Origin of the sequence: Rouxiella sp. WC2420 (assembly GCF_041200025.1) — a bacterium.
In the GTDB taxonomy this organism is placed as follows: domain Bacteria; phylum Pseudomonadota; class Gammaproteobacteria; order Enterobacterales; family Enterobacteriaceae; genus Rouxiella.
Map to the genome: position 1 here is coordinate 5,239,314 of NZ_CP165628.1, position 15,505 is coordinate 5,254,818.

16 protein-coding genes are annotated in these 15,505 nt (G+C 50.0%); 15 read left to right on the forward strand and 1 reads right to left on the reverse strand.

The genetic code is table 11. The features are described 5' to 3' along the window. Positions 1 to 2: 2 nt before the first annotated feature. The 13 genes from asnC to AB3G37_RS24160 all read left to right on the forward strand — a co-directional run bounded on the left by asnC (position 3) and on the right by AB3G37_RS24160 (position 11,549). Complete coding sequence (gene asnC / locus AB3G37_RS24100; protein ID WP_009637522.1) at positions 3 to 464, forward strand: transcriptional regulator AsnC; 462 nt, start codon at positions 3 to 5, stop codon at positions 462 to 464. 88 nt (positions 465 to 552) lie between these two features. Next, on the forward strand, positions 553 to 996 hold the full coding sequence (mioC, locus tag AB3G37_RS24105; protein WP_009637521.1) for an FMN-binding protein MioC: 444 nt from the start codon (positions 553 to 555) through the stop codon (positions 994 to 996). A 375-nt stretch (positions 997 to 1,371) separates the two neighbouring features. Beyond that, a complete protein-coding gene (gene mnmG / locus AB3G37_RS24110) occupies positions 1,372 to 3,261 on the forward strand; it encodes a tRNA uridine-5-carboxymethylaminomethyl(34) synthesis enzyme MnmG (protein ID WP_009637520.1) in 1,890 nt (629 codons plus the stop codon). 64 nt (positions 3,262 to 3,325) lie between these two features. Then, the gene (rsmG, locus tag AB3G37_RS24115; RefSeq protein ID WP_009637519.1) at positions 3,326 to 3,946 is read left to right on the forward strand and encodes a 16S rRNA (guanine(527)-N(7))-methyltransferase RsmG; all 621 of its coding nucleotides are present in this window, start codon (positions 3,326 to 3,328) and stop codon (positions 3,944 to 3,946) included. A 640-nt stretch (positions 3,947 to 4,586) separates the two neighbouring features. Continuing rightward, positions 4,587 to 4,979: a F0F1 ATP synthase subunit I gene (gene atpI, locus AB3G37_RS24120; protein ID WP_037378640.1), complete on the forward strand. Its 393-nt coding sequence runs from the start codon at positions 4,587 to 4,589 to the stop codon at positions 4,977 to 4,979. Positions 4,980 to 5,021: 42 nt separating this feature from the next. Beyond that, positions 5,022 to 5,804, forward strand: coding sequence for a F0F1 ATP synthase subunit A (gene atpB / locus AB3G37_RS24125; protein ID WP_009637517.1), 783 nt, complete (start codon positions 5,022 to 5,024; stop codon positions 5,802 to 5,804). 50 nt (positions 5,805 to 5,854) lie between these two features. Continuing rightward, entirely contained in the window at positions 5,855 to 6,094 is a 240-nt protein-coding gene (gene atpE, locus AB3G37_RS24130; RefSeq protein ID WP_004093904.1) for a F0F1 ATP synthase subunit C, read from the forward strand. A 65-nt stretch (positions 6,095 to 6,159) separates the two neighbouring features. Beyond that, complete coding sequence (gene atpF / locus AB3G37_RS24135) at positions 6,160 to 6,630, forward strand: F0F1 ATP synthase subunit B (protein ID WP_009637515.1); 471 nt, start codon at positions 6,160 to 6,162, stop codon at positions 6,628 to 6,630. A 14-nt stretch (positions 6,631 to 6,644) separates the two neighbouring features. Continuing rightward, positions 6,645 to 7,178, forward strand: a complete 534-nt coding sequence (atpH, locus tag AB3G37_RS24140) for a F0F1 ATP synthase subunit delta (RefSeq protein ID WP_009637514.1) — start codon at positions 6,645 to 6,647, stop codon at positions 7,176 to 7,178. Positions 7,179 to 7,190: 12 nt separating this feature from the next. Continuing rightward, positions 7,191 to 8,732 carry a F0F1 ATP synthase subunit alpha gene (atpA, locus tag AB3G37_RS24145; protein WP_009637513.1) on the forward strand — a complete coding sequence of 514 codons (1,542 nt, stop codon included), beginning with the start codon at positions 7,191 to 7,193 and terminating at the stop codon, positions 8,730 to 8,732. Between the two features lie 57 nt (positions 8,733 to 8,789). Further along, positions 8,790 to 9,656 (forward strand): F0F1 ATP synthase subunit gamma, encoded by an 867-nt coding sequence (gene atpG / locus AB3G37_RS24150; RefSeq protein WP_009637512.1) that lies wholly within the window; start codon positions 8,790 to 8,792, stop codon positions 9,654 to 9,656. A gap of 32 nt (positions 9,657 to 9,688) precedes the next feature. After that, a complete protein-coding gene (gene atpD / locus AB3G37_RS24155) occupies positions 9,689 to 11,071 on the forward strand; it encodes a F0F1 ATP synthase subunit beta (RefSeq protein WP_009637511.1) in 1,383 nt (460 codons plus the stop codon). Positions 11,072 to 11,123: 52 nt separating this feature from the next. Continuing rightward, a complete protein-coding gene (locus tag AB3G37_RS24160; protein ID WP_009637510.1) occupies positions 11,124 to 11,549 on the forward strand; it encodes a F0F1 ATP synthase subunit epsilon in 426 nt (141 codons plus the stop codon). Here the strand turns inward: AB3G37_RS24160 and AB3G37_RS24165 are convergent. Further along, positions 11,543 to 11,827 carry a hypothetical protein gene (locus AB3G37_RS24165; protein ID WP_369789291.1) on the reverse strand — a complete coding sequence of 95 codons (285 nt, stop codon included), beginning with the start codon at positions 11,825 to 11,827 and terminating at the stop codon, positions 11,543 to 11,545. The genes AB3G37_RS24160 and AB3G37_RS24165 overlap by 7 nt on opposite strands. Before the next feature lie 21 nt (positions 11,828 to 11,848). Here AB3G37_RS24165 and glmU point away from each other — a divergent pair, with 21 nt between their 5' ends. Together glmU and glmS are read left to right on the forward strand one after the other, a co-directional pair. Beyond that, the gene (glmU, locus tag AB3G37_RS24170; protein WP_369789292.1) at positions 11,849 to 13,216 is read left to right on the forward strand and encodes a bifunctional UDP-N-acetylglucosamine diphosphorylase/glucosamine-1-phosphate N-acetyltransferase GlmU; all 1,368 of its coding nucleotides are present in this window, start codon (positions 11,849 to 11,851) and stop codon (positions 13,214 to 13,216) included. A gap of 224 nt (positions 13,217 to 13,440) precedes the next feature. After that, on the forward strand, positions 13,441 to 15,270 hold the full coding sequence (gene glmS, locus AB3G37_RS24175) for a glutamine--fructose-6-phosphate transaminase (isomerizing) (RefSeq protein WP_369789293.1): 1,830 nt from the start codon (positions 13,441 to 13,443) through the stop codon (positions 15,268 to 15,270). Positions 15,271 to 15,505: the final 235 nt, after the last annotated feature.

A 15,505-nucleotide genomic window follows, 5' to 3' on the forward strand; every position in this document is an offset into this window, starting at 1 on the left:
TAATGTCTGATAATTATCAAATTGACGATCTGGATCGCGGAATTCTAAACGCATTAATGGACAACGCGCGCGTGGCCTATGCCGAATTGGCCAAGTCTTTTAACGTCAGTCCAGGCACTATTCACGTCAGAGTCGAGAAAATGAAACAGGCGGGGATCATCACCGGCACCCGTGTAAACGTCGATCCCAAGCGTCTCGGCTATGACGTTTGCTGCTTTATCGGCATCATTCTCAAGAGCGCCAAAGACTATCCCTCGGCCCTGAGACGCCTGGAAAGCCTGGAAGAAGTTGTGGAAGCCTATTACACCACAGGCCATTACAGCATCTTCATTAAAGTCATGTGCCGATCAATCGATGCCCTGCAACAGGTACTTATCAACAAGATCCAGACCATCGACGAAATTCAGTCTACAGAAACACTAATCTCCTTACAGAACCCCATCATGCGTACGATCCAGCCCTGAGTAATAAATTTTAATACCTTATTATCCACAGGTAGATCCCAGCTGATTCACAGCGTACAATAGCCATTCTTTTTTGGGTAAGAGCCTTATGTCTGACATCACCCTGATCAGTGGCAGTACGCTTGGCAGCGCAGAATATGTCGCTGAACATGTAGAAGAGAAGCTTAAAGAAGCCGGTTTTTCGACTGAGCTTTTTCACGGCCCTGAACTGTATGAACTCCCAACCAGCGGTATTTGGCTGGTGGTTTGCTCAACTCACGGTGCCGGAGAGCTTCCTGACAACCTTCAGCCTCTTCTTGAGCAAATTGACGATCAGCAACCGGATCTGTCCAATGTTCGCTTTGGTGCGCTCGGTTTAGGCAGCAGTGAATACGACACATTTAATGGTGCGATCCGCACTTTGGATCAAAAATTGACAGCTTTAGGTGCTCAAAGAATTGGCGATCGCTTAGAGATCGACGTGACCCAACACGAAATTCCTGAAGATCCGGCCGAGGTTTGGGTACTAAATTGGATTAATTTGCTCAGATAAGTGTAAATTTTACCCGATCAGATGTGGATAACTATGCTCTAAAGCGGTGTAAAACCGGTAGTTATCCCTCTAACAACCCTTGCCCGCTTTTGGTGCTGTGCATAAGTCGCCATTTAGATCCCAGCTTATACGCAATGGGATCACCGATCATTCACAGCATTCGATCCTCTATAGCATATTGATCTAAATAGACAATAATGACTTATACACAGAGGATCGCGATCCTAATAAGAGTTAGTAGTAAGAGATCTTTAAATAAAAAGATCTTCTTTTAATTAGTGACGATCCCCTAGGGCTTGTGGAAGCTCCAAACTCGCGTAGAATCCGTTTTCCCAACGCAATACGATCGTTCGTTGAACTTCGAGGTGCAGTACCATGTTTTATCCAGATCAATTTGACGTCATCATCATCGGTGGAGGCCATGCAGGCACTGAAGCGGCCATGGCTTCAGCCAGAATGGGACGTCAAACCCTGTTGTTAACCCACAATATCGACACGCTTGGACAAATGTCGTGTAACCCAGCCATTGGCGGGATCGGGAAAGGACATCTGGTAAAAGAAGTGGACGCACTCGGTGGTTTGATGGCTACGGCGATCGATCATGCCGGCATCCAGTTTAGGATACTAAACGCCAGTAAAGGACCCGCTGTACGAGCCACTCGAGCTCAGGCAGACCGCGTACTTTACCGGCAGGCAGTGCGTACAGCTTTAGAAAATCAGCCAAATCTAATGATCTTCCAGCAGCCTGTTGAAGACTTGATCGTCGAAAACGATCGCGTTGTCGGCGCTGTAACTCAGATGGGCCTTAAATTCCGTGCCAAAGCAGTAGTTTTAACCGTGGGAACCTTCCTGGACGGCAAGATTCACATTGGCCTTGAAAACTACAGCGGTGGCCGTGCGGGAGATCCTCCTGCCATTTCACTGTCACAACGTCTGCGTGAACTGCCGCTGCGCGTTAATCGCCTTAAAACCGGAACTCCACCACGTATCGATGCCCGTACTATCGATTTCAGCGTACTTGGTCAACAGCACGGCGATGAGGTAGCTCCAGTATTCTCGTTCATGGGCAATGCTGCACAGCACCCGCGTCAGATCCCTTGTTACATCACGCACACTAACGAAAAAACGCATGATGTGATCCGTAATAACCTGGATCGCAGCCCAATGTATGCCGGGATCATCGAAGGGATCGGACCACGCTATTGCCCATCGATCGAAGACAAAGTCATGCGTTTTGCGGATCGTAACGCTCACCAGATCTTCCTTGAACCTGAAGGCTTGACCAGCAACGAAGTTTATCCAAACGGGATCTCCACCAGTTTGCCGTTCGACGTGCAAATGCAAATCGTCCGTTCGATGCAAGGCATGGAAAACGCAGTGATCGTTCGACCTGGCTATGCCATCGAATACGATTTCTTCGATCCTCGCGATTTAAAACCGACGCTGGAAAGCAAATTTATTCAAGGTCTGTTCTTTGCCGGACAAATCAATGGAACGACAGGTTACGAAGAAGCTGCGGCTCAAGGCCTGCTTGCCGGCCTCAATGCTGCACGTAGCGCCACCGAACAGGAAGGCTGGGCGCCGCGTCGTGACCAGGCTTATCTGGGCGTGCTGGTTGACGACCTGTGCACGCTGGGTACCAAAGAACCGTACCGCATGTTTACTTCCCGTGCCGAATACCGTTTGATGCTGCGTGAAGACAACGCCGATCTTCGTCTGACGGAAAAAGGCCGTGAACTGGGTCTGGTTGATGATGCTCGTTGGGCGCGATTCAACGAAAAACGTGAAATGATCGAGCTGGAACGTCAGCGCTTGCGTGGCATCTGGGTTAGCCCAAACCACGCTCAGGTTGCTGAAATCAATACCCGACTTTCTGCTCCGCTGTCAAAAGAAGCCAGTGCTGAAGAGCTGCTGCGCCGACCTGAGATGACCTACGATCTGCTGACTCGCCTCGAGGCCTTCGCGCCAGCGGTGAGTGATGCTCAGGCCGCAGAACAGGTCGAGATCCAGGTGAAGTACGAGGGTTATATCGCTCGTCAGCAGGAAGAAATCGAAAAACAGCAGCGCAATGAAAATACGCTGCTGCCGGAAACGCTGGACTACAAGCAGGTTAACGGCCTGTCGAATGAAGTGATCGCGAAACTTAACGATCATCGTCCAACGTCAATCGGGCAAGCTACCCGCATTTCGGGAATTACCCCGGCTGCAATATCAATACTTTTAGTCTGGCTGAAAAAGCAAGGCCTGCTGCGTCGCAGTGCCTAATCAGCTTTGCCACCGCGGTTTTATTGAAAGCGGCGGTGGCAGCAGATTGTCTCAAGGATAACCCATGCAAAAGAAATTGGACTCGCTGCTTGCTGCGGCAGGAATAGCGCTACCCGATCAACAAAAACAACAGCTAATTGGCTACGTTGAGTTGCTGCATAAATGGAATAAAACCTACAACCTGACGTCGGTGCGTGATCCGATGCAAATGCTGGTTCGTCACATTCTTGACAGCATCGTGGTTAATCCACATCTGCAGGGCAGCCGTTTTATCGACGTCGGCACCGGGCCGGGGCTTCCGGGCATCCCACTGGCGATTGTGCGTCCCGATGCGCATTTCACCCTGTTAGACAGCCTGGGCAAGCGCGTACGCTTCCTGCGTCAGGTGCAGCATGAGTTGGGGCTGAAAAATGTCGAGCCGGTGCAGAGTAGGGTAGAGGAGTTTATTCCCGAGCCTGCGTTTGACGGCGTAATCAGCCGTGCTTTTGCTTCGCTGCAAGACATGCTTACCTGGTGTCATCATTTGCCGGTAAAAGGGCAGGGGCGTTTTTATGCGCTGAAGGGATTAAGCCCGAATGAAGAATTAGCTACTTTGCCAGAAAACGTTAAGCTACAAGAGATTATCAAGCTGCGGGTACCAGAATTAGAAGGCGAAAGACATCTGGTGATTTTAACAGCGAACTAAGTTTGTCCTGCATCAATAAATCGGTCATAAAGCGGATGTTTAATTAAGGTAAAAATAAGCAAGCTAACTAGTTTGGTTATTTAATAGCTTTTTACTGGAGTTTTACACTCCAGTATCATCGGATTGACCTTTTGGCTTTAATCCAATGCGAAATAATCACTGTTGAAATTGAATTTCCTTTAAGTGGCCGATATTTTTGATGTAATCAAGTTGTTGTTATTTGTTATGTGTTTGTGAAAAAACAGCCGGGTAATTGATTGTTGCATTTTTATAAAAAAATAACACCTACAACATGTTGTTTTATAAGGACATTAATAACAGTTTAATAATTTAGATTATTCACGGCTTGCAAATAAACTGGCATGAAAATAGTAGTTTTGTGATCTCGCGCACGTATATTTGTTAGGCTATGGAATAATTCGACAGTCGATTTGTAGTTATTCAGGGCTATAGTTTCCTTATGAAAATAGCTCTAAAAAGGTCAAATTAAATAATTGTTCACCTTTTCGCTACTTATCCATTGAATTCGTTTGAGTGGCCCGTATAATTTGCACGTTTTTTGCTGCTTGACTCTTTAGGGGTAAGGCAGTGTTATACGGCATTCAGCATACCTCCAGTTAGGTACGAGAGAATAAACGTCATGTCTGTGTCTTACTCCTTATACGATAAGAACGGCGGGAAAGTAGCGAGAAAGCTGTTAATACTGCAGCTATTGACGTTTGTCCTTCTCAGTGCAGCATTTGGATTTAAAAGCCTGTCGTGGTCTACCTCCGCTCTTATGGGGGGAATGGCTGCCTGGTTACCGAATGCACTGTTTATGCTGTATGCGTGGCGCCAACAGGCGCAAACAACGGTCTCTGGACGAGTTGCCTGGTCATTTGCCATTGGAGAAGCGCTGAAAGTTGTGGTCACCATAACTTTGCTGGTTATCGCGCTGGGCCTTTTCAAGGCTGCTTTAGCTCCGTTGGGTGTGGCCTATTTATCTGTGCTAATCACGCAGATAGTAGCTCCGGCCTTAATTAACCGGTCGTAACCGTAGATAACCGTACTTAACTACTAAAGGGTAAGAGGCATCATGTCTGCATCAGGAGAAATCTCTACTCCACAAGAGTATATCGGTCACCATCTGACACAGCTTCAGGTTGGGACGGGATTCTGGTCGATTAACATCGATTCGATGTTTTTCTCCGTGGTCCTCGGGGTACTCTTTTTGGTTATTTTCCATCGCGTCGCCAAAAACGCCACTAGTGGTGTTCCCGGTAAACTGCAAACGGCTGTAGAGCTGATTGTCGGTTTTGTCGACGGCAATGTGCGTGACATGTATCACGGCAAAAGCAAAGTGATCGCGCCTCTCGCACTGACTGTGTTCGTCTGGGTGTTCTTGATGAACTTGATGGATTTGCTGCCTATCGACCTGCTGCCATACATTGGCGAGCATGTAATCGGTTTGCCAGCTCTGCGTGTTGTGCCTACCGCTGACGTAAACGTTACGTTGTCGATGGCTCTGGGCGTATTCATTTTGATTCTTTTCTATAGCATTAAGATGAAAGGCGTTGGCGGTTTCGTTAAGGAACTGACAATGCAACCCTTCAATCATCCGGTTTTCATTCCGATTAACCTGATTCTTGAAGGTGTCAGCCTGCTGTCCAAACCAGTTTCACTGGGTCTGCGACTGTTTGGCAATATGTATGCGGGTGAGTTGATCTTCATCCTTATTGCTGGCCTGCTGCCGTGGTGGTCACAGTGGATTCTAAGTGTGCCCTGGGCCATTTTCCACATCCTGATCATTACATTGCAAGCCTTTATCTTCATGGTTCTGACGATTGTCTATCTGTCGATGGCATCTGAAAAACACTGATTTTTCTTTCAACACTACTGCGTTTTAACTGAAACAAACTGGAGACTGTCATGGAAAACCTGAGTATGGATCTGCTGTACATGGCTGCCGCTGTGATGATGGGCCTGGCGGCAATCGGTGCTGCGATCGGTATCGGCATCCTGGGTGGTAAATTCTTGGAAGGCGCTGCTCGTCAGCCTGACCTGATTCCTCTGCTGCGTACACAGTTCTTTATCGTTATGGGTCTGGTCGACGCCATCCCGATGATCGCTGTTGGTCTGGGCCTGTACGTGATGTTCGCTGTTGCCTAACACAGAGTTCGCTCTGAGTTAAACGATAGACATCAACTAATTCACTTTGAAAGAGGCATTGTGCTGTGAATCTTAACGCAACAATCCTCGGCCAGGCTATCGCGTTCGTCCTGTTTGTCTGGTTCTGCATGAAGTACGTATGGCCGCCAATTATGGCTGCCATCGAAAAGCGTCAGAAAGAAATTGCTGACGGTTTATCTTCCGCAGAACAAGCCAAAAAAGAGCTGGATTTAGCGCAAGCCGATGCGACCGACCAACTGATTAAAGCCAAAGCGGAAGCCCAGGTGATCATTGAGCAAGCCAACAAGCGCAGAACTCAGATCATCGAAGATGCTAAAACTGAAGCTGAGCAGGAACGTAACAAAATCGTGACGCAAGCGAAGGCAGAGATCGACGCAGAACGTCAACGTGCTCGTGAAGAGTTACGTAAACAAGTCGGTATTTTGGCTATTGCTGGCGCCGAGAAAATCATCGAACGTTCCGTGGATGAAGCTGCTAACAGCGACATCGTTGATAAACTGGTCGCTGAACTGTAAGGAGGGAGGGGCTGATGTCACAATTTACTACGGTAGCTCGCCCCTACGCCAAAGCAGCTTTTGACTTTGCCGTTGAGCACCAAAGCTTGGATCGCTGGCAGTCAATGCTCGCGTTCACGGCTGAAGTCACACGCGATAAACAGATTTCAGAGTTGCTCACAGGTGCTATGGCACCTGAAGCGCTTTCGAATGTTTTTATCGGCGTATGTGGTGAACAACTCGACGAAGCGGGTCAGAACCTGATTAAGGTTATGGCTGACAACAAACGTTTACGCGTTCTTCCTGAAGTGCTGGAGCAGTTTATTGAACTGCGTGCAGCATTGGAGGCGACCGTTGAAGTAGAAGTTATTTCTGCCAACGTTCTGTCTGAAGAACAGCAGGCGAAAATCGCTGCTGCGATGGAAAAACGTTTGTCTCGCAAAGTTAAGCTGAATTGCAAAATTGACAAGTCTGTTCTTGCCGGGATCGTAATCCGTGCAGGTGATATGGTGATTGATGGCAGCGTTCGCAGTCGTCTAGAACGCCTGGCAGACGTCTTGCAGTCTTAAGGGGACTGGAGCATGCAACTGAATTCCACCGAAATCAGCGAACTGATCAAGCAGCGCATTGCTCAGTTCAATGTGGTGAGCGAAGCTCACAATGAAGGTACTATCGTTTCCGTCTCTGACGGGATCATCCGCGTGAACGGCCTGGCCGAAGTCATGCAAGGCGAAATGATTGCGCTGCCGGGTAACCGCTACGCTATCGCCCTGAACCTGGAGCGTGACTCTGTAGGTGCCGTAGTTATGGGCCCTTACTCAGACCTCGCCGAAGGGATGAAAGTAAAATGTACTGGTCGTATCCTTGAAGTTCCAGTAGGCCGTGGCCTGCTGGGCCGTGTGGTTAACACCCTGGGTGCACCAATTGATGGTAAAGGTCCGGTTGAAAACGACGGTTTCTCTCCTGTAGAAGCTATCGCACCGGGCGTTATCGATCGTCAATCCGTTGACGAACCTGTTCAGACTGGCTACAAGTCAGTCGATGCCATGATCCCAATCGGTCGTGGTCAGCGTGAACTGGTAATCGGTGACCGTCAAACCGGTAAAACTGCTCTGGCTATTGATGCGATCATCAACCAGCGCGATTCCGGTATCAAATGTATTTACGTCGCTATCGGTCAGAAAGCTTCCACCGTTTCCAACGTGGTTCGCAAACTGGAAGAGCACGGCGCACTGGCCAACACCATTGTTGTTGTTGCTACCGCATCTGAATCAGCTGCGCTGCAATACCTGGCACCATACTCTGGTTGCGCGATGGGTGAATACTTCCGTGACCGCGGTGAAGATGCACTGATCGTATACGATGACCTGTCTAAACAGGCTGTTGCATACCGTCAGATCTCGCTGCTGTTGCGTCGTCCGCCAGGTCGTGAAGCTTATCCAGGTGACGTGTTCTACCTCCACTCCCGTTTGCTGGAGCGTGCATCTCGCGTTAGCGCTGATTACGTTGAAGCATTCACCAAGGGTGAAGTGAAAGGTAAAACCGGCTCTCTGACTGCACTGCCGATTATCGAAACGCAAGCTGGTGACGTTTCCGCGTTCGTTCCGACCAACGTAATCTCGATTACCGATGGTCAGATCTTCCTGGAATCAAGCCTGTTTAACTCCGGTATTCGTCCAGCGGTTAACCCGGGTATCTCCGTATCCCGTGTTGGTGGCGCTGCACAGACCAAGATCATGAAAAAACTGTCCGGTGGTATCCGTACCGCTCTGGCACAATATCGTGAACTGGCTGCGTTCTCACAGTTTGCATCCGACTTGGATGAAGCGACCCGTAAACAGTTGAACCACGGTCAGAAAGTGACCGAGCTGCTGAAACAGAAACAGTACGCACCGATGTCAATCGTTGCACAGTCACTGATTCTGTTCGCTGCAGAACGTGGTTTCCTGGAAGACGTCGAGCTGTCTAAAGTGGGTAGCTTCGAGGCTGCGCTGTTGGCTTATGCTGACCGCGAGCACGCTGAGCTTATGCAACAAATCAACCAAACTGGTGCGTACGACAAGGAAATCGAGGGTAAATTCCAATCTATCCTTGAGACCTTCAAAGCAACCCAGTCCTGGTAATACTTAACTGCCTTACCGTTAATTCGGTAGGGCAGTTAGTAATGAGGAGAAGCAGAGATGGCCGGCGGAAAAGAGATACGTAGTAAGATCGGCAGCGTGCAAAACACGCAAAAGATCACTAAAGCGATGGAAATGGTCGCCGCCTCCAAAATGCGTAAAACGCAGGAACGCATGGCGGCCAGCCGTCCTTATGCAGACACCATTCGCAAAGTGATTGGTCACCTTGCGCAAGGTAATCTGGAATACAAGCACCCATACCTGGACGAGCGTAAAATCAAGCGCGTTGGGTATTTGGTCGTGTCTACCGATCGCGGTCTTTGTGGCGGCTTGAACACTAACTTGTTCAAGAAACTGCTGACAGAAGCGAAAGGCTGGGCTGAGCAGGGCGTCGAGGTTGACTTGGCTCTGATCGGTTCTAAAGCTGCATCTTTCTTCGGTTCCGTGGGTGGCAACGTCGTTGCCCAGGTTACTGGCATGGGGGATAACCCTTCTCTGTCAGAACTGATCGGTCCGGTAGCAGTGATGCTGCAAGCCTACGATGAAGGTCGTTTAGACAAGCTGTGCATTGTTAGCAACAAATTCGTCAATACCATGTCTCAGGAACCAAGAATCGTGCAGCTGCTGCCACTTCCGCCTGCGGAAGAAAACGGCGGGCTGGCGAACAAGTCCTGGGATTACCTGTATGAGCCAGACCCTAAAGCGCTGCTGGATGTCCTCCTGCGTCGCTACGTAGAGTCTCAGGTTTATCAGGGCGTCGTAGAAAACCTGGCCAGCGAACAGGCCGCGCGAATGGTAGCGATGAAAGCCGCCACCGATAACGGCGGCAGCCTGATCAAAGAGCTGCAGTTGGTATACAACAAAGCTCGTCAGGCCAGCATCACTCAGGAACTCACCGAGATCGTCGGGGGAGCCTCCGCGGTTTAAGCTAGGTTTACGAATTACGTAGAGGATTCAAGATGGCTACTGGAAAGATTATCCAGGTAATCGGCGCCGTGGTGGACGTCGAGTTCCCTCAAGATGCAGTACCTAAAGTGTACACTGCTCTTGAGGTAGAAAACGGTACCTCCAAGCTGGTGCTCGAAGTTCAGCAACAGATCGGCGGTGGCGTTGTTCGCTGTATCGCAATGGGTACATCAGATGGCCTGCGTCGCGGTCTGAAAGTGAACGACCTGCAACACCCAATCGAAGTACCGGTAGGTACTGCGACTCTGGGTCGCATCATGAACGTATTGGGTGAACCAATCGACATGAAAGGTGAAATCGGCGAAGAAGAACGTCGTGGTATTCACCGTGCTGCTCCTTCTTACGAAGAGCTGGCAAACTCCCAGGAACTGCTGGAAACCGGTATCAAGGTAATGGACCTGATGTGTCCGTTCGCCAAGGGCGGTAAAGTCGGCCTGTTCGGCGGTGCTGGTGTTGGTAAAACTGTAAACATGATGGAGCTTATCCGTAACATCGCGGCCGAGCACTCAGGTTTCTCTGTGTTTGCAGGCGTGGGTGAGCGTACTCGTGAGGGTAACGACTTCTACCACGAGATGACTGACTCCAACGTTATCGACAAAGTTGCACTGGTTTACGGTCAGATGAACGAGCCACCGGGTAACCGTCTGCGCGTAGCACTGACTGGCCTGACCATGGCGGAGAAATTCCGTGATGAAGGCCGTGACGTTCTGCTGTTCATCGATAACATTTACCGTTACACCCTGGCGGGTACCGAAGTGTCTGCACTTCTGGGTCGTATGCCATCTGCGGTAGGTTATCAGCCAACGCTGGCGGAAGAGATGGGTGCTCTGCAAGAGCGTATCACCTCTACCAAAGACGGTTCAATCACCTCTGTTCAGGCCGTTTACGTTCCTGCGGATGACTTGACTGACCCATCTCCGGCAACCACCTTCGCCCACTTGGATGCGACCGTGGTACTGAGCCGTCAGATCGCCTCTCTGGGTATCTACCCAGCGGTAGATCCACTTGACTCAACCAGCCGTCAGCTTGATCCGCTGGTAGTAGGTCAAGAGCACTATGACGTGGCTCGTGGCGTGCAGTCTGTTCTGCAGCGTTACAAGGAACTGAAAGATATTATCGCGATCCTGGGTATGGACGAGCTGGCTGAAGAAGACAAGCTGGTTGTATCCCGTGCGCGTAAAATCGAACGTTTCCTGTCTCAGCCATTCTTCGTTGCTGAAGTATTTACCGGCGCTCCAGGCAAATTCGTACCGCTGAAAGATACCATTCGTGGTTTCAAAGGCATCATCGAAGGCGACTACGACCACCTGCCAGAACAAGCGTTCTACATGGTTGGTCCGATCGAAGAAGCTGTGGAAAAAGCCAAAAAACTGTAATGTTCTCCCTTAGGGGATAAAGATCGTTGCAGTATTGAGAGAGGAAGGTGACATGGCTGAAAAAGCTTACCATCTGGATGTTGTCAGCGCGGAAAAGAGAATGTATTCCGGCCTGGTGCAGAAAATCCAGGTGACGGGTAGCGAAGGTGAGCTGGGTATTTTCCCTGGTCACGCCCCGCTGCTCACCGCCATCAAGCCTGGCATGGTGCGCATTGTTAAAGAACACGGCGAAGAAGAGTATATCTATCTCTCCGGCGGCATCCTTGAGGTGCAACCGAACGCAACTACCGTGTTGGCTGACACTGCAATCCGTGGAGTAGACCTCGACGAAGCGCGCGCGCTTGAAGCTAAGCGTAAAGCGGAAGAACATATCAATGGTTCTAACGGCGACGTCGACTATGCTCGGGCGTCTGCAGAACTGGCCAAAGCGCTCGCGAAACTTCGCGTGATCGAATTGACCAGGAAAGCGGGTTACTGATTGGCGAAAGCCGTATTGGTGATAAACGCACTGCCAGTTGAAAAGCGACCTTCGGGTCGCTTTTTTTTTATCTTTAAAAAAGCCCTGTTTTCAGCATCTTCTTCATTCAATTCCGGCCGTTTCAATGAAATACTGTCTACTATTGGAGACACTTTTAGCGCGATTCCTGCTGAGTCGTTTACAGAGTGTTCAACCCTTGCCCAGTGCGGCTTGGGGGTAGTTTTTAATGAAAAATATGTAGTAATCCGATCGGCTAACGGGTTACTTTTGTCAATCAAACTGGATTTGTCAGGTTGCTTATGTCTAACAGCGCATTAAGTGTCGTGGTCCTCGCCGCAGGCAAGGGCACACGCATGTATTCCAATCTTCCCAAAGTACTGCATCCGCTTGCCGGAAAAGCGATGGTTCAGCATGTTATTGATGCTGCCACTCGTATGGGGGCAAGCAATGTGCATCTGGTTTATGGCCATGGTGGAGACCTGCTTAAGCAGAATCTGGCCACCAGCTGTTTAAACTGGGTGTTGCAGGCTGAGCAATTGGGTACCGGACACGCAATGCAGCAGGCTGCGCCTCACTTTGCTGATGACGAAGATGTGTTAATGCTTTACGGCGATGTACCGCTGATTTCCGTTGAGACTTTGCAAAAGCTGCTGTCTGCCAAGCCACAGGGTGGAATTGGTTTGCTAACCGTCAAGCTGGACGATCCTGCCGGTTATGGCCGCATTGTCCGTGAAAACGGTGAGGTAGTCGGCATTATCGAGCAGAAAGATGCCTCGGCCGAGCAGCTGAAAATCAATGAGATTAATACCGGTATACTCGTCGCCAACGGTGCATCGTTCAAGCGCTGGCTGAGCAAGCTTTCAAACAATAATGCGCAGGGTGAATATTACATCACCGATATCATTGCGATGGCGCATGCAGAAGGCCATAAGATTGCCACCGTGCATCCCGCGCGCCTTAGCGAAGTTGAAGGTGTGAACAACCGCCTGCAACTTTCTCGTCTTGAGCGTGTTTATCAACAGGAGCAAGCCGAACGTTTGCTGCTGGCGGGCGTAATGCTGATGGACCCCTCTCGTTTCGATTTACGCGGTGAACTGTCGCACGGCATTGACGTTAGCATCGACGTAAACGTAATTATTGAAGGCAAGGTCAAGCTGGGTAATCGTGTCACTATCGGCGCAGGCTGCGTGCTGAAAGACTGCACCATCGGCGATGACTGTGTGATCAGTCCTTACAGCGTGTTCGAGGGGGCTATCGTGCAGGCAGATTGTACTGTTGGTCCGTTTGCTCGTCTGCGCCCTGGCGCCGAGCTGGGTCAGGCAGCGCACGTCGGCAACTTTGTTGAAATCAAGAAAGCGCGTCTCGGAACTGGCACCAAAGCCGGACACCTCAGCTATCTTGGCGATGCGGTGATCGGCGATAACGTTAATATTGGTGCAGGTACGATCACCTGTAACTATGATGGCGTGAATAAATGGCAAACGACGATTGGCGATAACGTCTTTGTCGGCTCGGATACTCAGCTGGTGGCTCCGGTTAACGTCGGTAACAATGTGAGTATTGCTGCCGGAACCACGGTCGTTCGCGATGTTCCAGACGGCGGCCTGGTGATAAGCCGCGTGACTCAGGTGCATAAGCCAAATTGGAAGCATCCGTCCAAACGATAATAGTCGGTAAGCGTCAAGGGTGCAGTTTGCTGCACCCGTTTTATTCGGCGTCATTGTGTTTTGCTCTGCCCGTCACCACGTTATGGTCAGCGCAAAACATAATAATCCCCTTCTCTACAGGCTCGGGGAACCCGCACGGCATGGAACCATGACCGGAGCGGCTATCAATCAGGTCAAGGCATCAAAAAAGGTCTGCGAACAGACCTTCTATAGGAATAAAACCGATGTGTGGAATTGTTGGCGCAGTAGCGCAACGCGATATAGCTGAAATTCTGTTGGAAGGATTACGCCGTCTGGAATACCGCGGCTATGACTCTGCTGGTTTGGCAGTAGTGGATAACGAAGGTCACATGGGCCGCTTGCGCCGTGTTGGTAAAGTGCAGAAGCTGGCTGATGCGCTGGAAGCTCATCCACTGCACGGTGGTACCGGTATTGCTCACACCCGTTGGGCGACTCACGGAGAACCATCTGAAGTTAATGCTCATCCGCACGTGTCTGATTACATTGCGGTTGTGCATAACGGCATTATCGAAAACTTCGAACCGCTGCGAGTATTGCTGATCGAGCGCGGATATCGCTTCGAGTCGCAAACTGATACCGAAGTTATCGCTCATCTGGTGCACTGGGAGCTGCTGCAAGGTGGTACTTTGCTGGAAGCGGTACTTCGCGTCATTCCTCAACTACGTGGCGCTTACGGCACTGTGGTGATGGACAAACGCGATCCTTCCGTGCTGGTGGCTGCGCGATCTGGTAGCCCACTGGTCATTGGTCGTGGTGTTGGTGAAAACTTTATTGCCTCCGATCAGCTGGCCTTGCTGCCTGTAACACGTCGTTTTATGTTCCTTGAAGAAGGCGACGTTGCAGAAGTAAAACGCCGTGAAGTTAACGTGTTTGATAAAACCGGCAAGCCGGTCGAGCGTCCTGAAATCGAATCTCAAGTACAGTATGACGCCGGTGATAAAGGCGCGTACCGTCATTACATGCAAAAAGAGATCTACGAACAGCCTCAGGCGATTAAAAATACCCTTGAAGGGCGTTTCAGCCACGGTCAAATTGATCTCAGCGAGCTGGGAGCCGATGCAGACGCGATGCTGGCTAAAGTTCAACACGTACAGATCATTGCCTGCGGCACCTCATATCACTCAGGTATGGTGGCGCGTTATTGGTTTGAAGCGCTGGCCGGTGTGCCGTGCGACGTAGAAATTGCTTCTGAATTCCGCTATCGCAAATCTGCCGTTCGTCCTGGCAGCCTGATCATCACTCTGTCTCAGTCCGGTGAAACCGCCGATACGTTAGCTGCACTGCGTCTTTCTAAAGAGCTGGGCTTCCTGGGCTCCCTTGCCGTTTGTAACGTAGCCGGCTCCTCTTTGGTGCGTGAATCTGACCTGGCGCTGATGACCAAAGCGGGAACTGAGATCGGTGTAGCGTCTACCAAGGCATTTACGACTCAGTTAACCGTTCTGCTGATGCTGGTGGCGCGCGTTGGCCGTTTGAAAGGCATGAGCGAGCAGGTTGAACACGATATCGTTCATGGCCTGCAGGCGTTGCCTGCGCGCATCGAGCAGATGCTGTCACTGGATAAAACCATCGAAGCGCTGGCTGAAGGCTTCTCCGACAAACATCACGCACTGTTCCTGGGTCGCGGCGATCAGTACCCGATCGCGATGGAAGGGGCGCTGAAGCTGAAAGAAATTTCGTATATTCACGCTGAAGCCTATGCTGCCGGTGAGTTAAAACATGGCCCATTAGCGTTGATTGACGCCGATATGCCGGTAATTGTTGTTGCTCCAAACAACGAGCTGCTGGAAAAACTGAAATCCAACATTGAAGAAGTACGTGCTCGCGGCGGTCAGCTTTACGTCTTCGCCGATCAGGACGCAGGCTTTACAGATAGTGACGGCATGAAAGTTATTCAGCTGCCACACGTCGAGCAAATTGTTGCGCCAATCTTCTACACCGTGCCGTTACAGCTGTTGTCTTACCACGTCGCGTTAATCAAAGGCACCGATGTCGATCAGCCTCGTAACCTGGCGAAATCGGTAACCGTGGAATAAGTCGTACTCAAAGCCTGTTACTGGCGGCGAGCTGTTCGTTAGTTATAAACCTCCTGTTGCTTTTGCATAGGAGGTTTTTTTATTTTCCCAAGACATCTCCCAGATTAGTATTGAAAAGTGTTTTTTGATATTTATATCGGCGGAAATAAAATATAGTTGTCGCGAAGTTTACTTTACTGAATCAATCTATATTTATTATCTATTATATGAGGTGCTATATATAATTTATAAATAA

Coding starts and splice junctions, on each gene's coding strand:
- atpD (WP_009637511.1), top strand. CDS start 9,689: ATGGCTACTGGAAAGATTATCCAGGTAATCGGCGCCGTGGTGGACGTC.
- AB3G37_RS24160 (WP_009637510.1), top strand. CDS start 11,124: ATGGCTGAAAAAGCTTACCATCTGGATGTTGTCAGCGCGGAAAAGAGA.
- atpH (WP_009637514.1), top strand. CDS start 6,645: ATGTCACAATTTACTACGGTAGCTCGCCCCTACGCCAAAGCAGCTTTT.
- asnC (WP_009637522.1), top strand. CDS start 3: ATGTCTGATAATTATCAAATTGACGATCTGGATCGCGGAATTCTAAAC.
- atpI (WP_037378640.1), top strand. CDS start 4,587: ATGTCTGTGTCTTACTCCTTATACGATAAGAACGGCGGGAAAGTAGCG.
- atpE (WP_004093904.1), top strand. CDS start 5,855: ATGGAAAACCTGAGTATGGATCTGCTGTACATGGCTGCCGCTGTGATG.
- glmS (WP_369789293.1), top strand. CDS start 13,441: ATGTGTGGAATTGTTGGCGCAGTAGCGCAACGCGATATAGCTGAAATT.
- glmU (WP_369789292.1), top strand. CDS start 11,849: ATGTCTAACAGCGCATTAAGTGTCGTGGTCCTCGCCGCAGGCAAGGGC.
- rsmG (WP_009637519.1), top strand. CDS start 3,326: ATGCAAAAGAAATTGGACTCGCTGCTTGCTGCGGCAGGAATAGCGCTA.
- mnmG (WP_009637520.1), top strand. CDS start 1,372: ATGTTTTATCCAGATCAATTTGACGTCATCATCATCGGTGGAGGCCAT.
- mioC (WP_009637521.1), top strand. CDS start 553: ATGTCTGACATCACCCTGATCAGTGGCAGTACGCTTGGCAGCGCAGAA.
- atpG (WP_009637512.1), top strand. CDS start 8,790: ATGGCCGGCGGAAAAGAGATACGTAGTAAGATCGGCAGCGTGCAAAAC.
- atpA (WP_009637513.1), top strand. CDS start 7,191: ATGCAACTGAATTCCACCGAAATCAGCGAACTGATCAAGCAGCGCATT.
- atpB (WP_009637517.1), top strand. CDS start 5,022: ATGTCTGCATCAGGAGAAATCTCTACTCCACAAGAGTATATCGGTCAC.